The organism is Mycobacterium sp., assembly GCF_032161845.1.
Taxonomy (GTDB): domain Bacteria; phylum Actinomycetota; class Actinomycetes; order Mycobacteriales; family Mycobacteriaceae; genus Mycobacterium.
Genome location: NZ_JAVRQA010000010.1, coordinates 1 through 2908, shown reverse-complemented (window position 1 = coordinate 2908; position 2908 = coordinate 1). Strand labels below are relative to the sequence as shown.

2 protein-coding genes are annotated in these 2908 nt (G+C 66.5%); one reads left to right on the top strand and one right to left on the bottom strand.

What is annotated here, in order from left to right; genetic code table 11:
• Positions 1-107: 107 nt before the first annotated feature.
• The gene (locus QOD90_RS00540; RefSeq protein WP_526345597.1) at positions 108-1037 is read right to left on the bottom strand and encodes a class I SAM-dependent methyltransferase; all 930 of its coding nucleotides are present in this window, start codon (positions 1035-1037) and stop codon (positions 108-110) included.
• 199 nt (positions 1038-1236) lie between these two features.
• On the opposite strand from QOD90_RS00540, the gene QOD90_RS00535 reads away from it, so the two are divergent.
• On the top strand, positions 1237-2908 hold a 1672-nt coding region (locus QOD90_RS00535), incomplete at its 3' end, for an AMP-binding protein (protein WP_526345595.1).

Below are 2908 nucleotides of genomic sequence, written 5' to 3'. Positions count from 1 at the left end.
CAGAGAAGCCCGTACGCACGACGCTGACCTGGCCGCGAAACATCGGCCAATGTTAGCTGTACCAGCCGTCTCCGGTGGCTAAGTTGACCTGTGAATTTGCTGGTAGCTCAGCGTGTCGACGTGAAGTAGGTGACGCCGTTCATCGTCATCCGGTCGTCCTCTGACGTTGGGAGCGCAGGAAACCCGTTGGCCACCAGCAGCTCACCCATGGGCGTGCCGACCGACGTCCACCCGCGGGCGTCGAGGTACGCGTCGACCTCGTTGCGTTCGCCATGGAACCCCAGCTCGGAGAAGTCCAAGTCGAAGCCGTGCTCACGCCACTTCTCGCCTGCCTCGCGCATCCGCTGACGGACCTCGTCCATCTCGGCATCGTCGAAGCTGCCGCTCTGCACCGCCTCGGTGGCCATCCGGCTGCCTGGCGCACTGAGCTCGGTGACCGCGTCGAGCAGGCGGTCCTGGGCCTCTGGCGGCAGATAGCCGAACAGGCCTTCCGCGATCCACGCCGCGGGACGGGTGGTGTCGAACCCTGCTGCCAACAGCGCCGTCTGCCAATCGTCGCGAAGGTCGATCGCGACCGAGCGAAGGTCGGTCCTCGGCTCGGCGCCGAGGCCGGCCAGCGTCGTCGTCTTGAATTCGATGACCTCGGGCTGGTCGATCTCGAACACGGTCATGCCCGCGGGCCAGTCCAGTCGGTACGCGCGGGCATCCAAGCCGGAGGCGAAGATCACCGCCTGGCGGATTCCTGCCTTCGCCGCAGCGGTGAAGAATTCGTCGAAGAACATCGTGCGAGACGCCATCGCGGCCGGCATCTGCTGAAGGCCCCAGCCCGACCCGTCGCCGTCGAGGTCGGCGCCGGACAGTTCGCCGGTTGCCCAGCGAGTGAGAAAGTCCACGCCCACGGCGCGCACCAGAGGCTCAGCGAACGGGTCGTCGAGCACGTCGTCGTTCGTGGCGATCGCGCGCGCGGCGGCCACCATGGTGGCGGTGGCGCCAACGCTGGTGGCCAGGTCCCAGCTGTCGTCGTTGCTTCTGGTCATGGTTGTTGCCTTCCGTTGAGATATGCTTAGTTAGTATAACGAAGCCTCGGGAAGTGCGATTCCTCACAGGGAACTGGCAGCTCAGTGAACCGGGGCATATCTTTAGTTTTGCTAACGTTGTTTGGTGGGAGTGCAACGCAGCACTGCGCACGCCTCACCGTCAAAGCTACGGACGCGAAAGCGTCGAAGAGGAAAGACAATGTCGACCGAAACCGGCCAAGCCCGCGAAGCGCGCCTCGAGCGCCGCGTCGCCGATCTGTATGCCCGCGACGAGCAATTCGCCGCAGCCCGCCCCGACCCCGCCGTGGGGACCGCCACGGACAAGCCGGGTCTGCGCCTGCCCGACGTAGTCCACGCAGTGATGGACGCCTACGCCGACCGCCCCGCAGTGGGTGAGCGCGCCGTCGAGTACTCCACCGACGCAGCGGGTCGCACGACGGCAACGCTGCTTCCCCGCTTCGAGACCATCAGTTACGGCCAGCTCTGGAAGCGTGTGCAGACACTCGCCGCCGCCCTCCGCGACGAGCCCGTCGCCCCCGGCGAGCGCGTCGCCATCCTCGGCTTCACCAGCGTCGACTACACCGTCATCGACATGGCGCTCATGCAGCTCGGCGCGATTTCGGTTCCACTGCAGACCAGTGCCCCTCTGGCTCAGCTTCAACCGATCGTCGCGGAGACCGAACCGTCGCTGATCGCGTCGAGCATCGCCTTCGTCGACGACGCGGTCGAGTTGATCCTCACAGGACCCGCTCCCGCCCGGCTGATGGTCTTCGACTTCTCACCCGAGGTCGACGAACAGCGCGAGGCCCTGGCCGCCGCGAAGGCGCGTCTCGCCGACAGCCCCGTCGTCGTCGAGACCATCGCCGACGCGCTCGGCCGCGGCAGGACGCGTGCGGTTCCCGAGTCCGTCGTCGGCGACGGTGACGACCCAGCGGCGCTGCTCGTCTACACCTCCGGCAGCACCGGCACCCCCAAGGGCGCGATCTACCCAGAAGGCAAGGTCGCCAACATGTGGCGGGCGGCGGCGAACGCGCACTGGGACGACAAGCAGGGCGTGCTTCCCGCCATCACGCTGGCCTTTCTGCCGATGAGCCACGTGATGGGACGCGGTGTTCTCTACGGCACGTTGGCCAGCGGCGGCACCGTCTACTTCGCCGCGCGCAGCGACCTGTCCACCTTCCTCGAGGATCTCTCCCTCGTCCGGCCAACGCAGATGAACTTCGTGCCGCGGATCTGGGACATGCTCCACCAGGAGTACCTCAGCCAGGCCTCGAGCGGCCTCATCGCAGAGGAGTTGCGCACCAAGCTCATCGGCGACCGCTACGTCAGCGCCATGACCGGATCTGCCCCCATCTCGCCCGAGCTGAAGGCGTGGGTCGAGGACTTCCTCGACATGCACCTCGTCGAGGGCTACGGCTCGACCGAGGCTGGTGCGGTGTTCGTCGACGGGCAGATCCGCCGCCCACCGGTGCTCGAGTACAAGCTCGTCGACGTTCCCGAACTCGGCTACTTCGGCACAGACGTGCCGCACCCCCGCGGTGAGCTTCTGGTCAAGTCCGACATGCTCTTTCCCGGCTACTACAAGCGGCCCGACGTCACCGCCGAGGTGTTCGATGCCGACGGCTTCTATCGCACGGGTGACGTCGTCGCCGAACTCGGCCCGGACCGGGTGCAATACCTCGACCGCCGCAACAACGTGCTCAAGCTGTCCCAGGGCGAGTTCGTCACGGTCTCCAAGCTCGAGGCGGCGTTCGGGAACAGCCCGCTGGTCAGGCAGATCTACATCTACGGCAACAGCGCGCGGCCCTACCTGTTGGCCGTCGTCGTGCCGACCGAGGACGCATTGGCCCGCTATGCCGCCGATGACCTCA

Coding starts and splice junctions, on each gene's coding strand:
- QOD90_RS00540 (WP_526345597.1), bottom strand. CDS start 1,037: ATGACCAGAAGCAACGACGACAGCTGGGACCTGGCCACCAGCGTTGGC.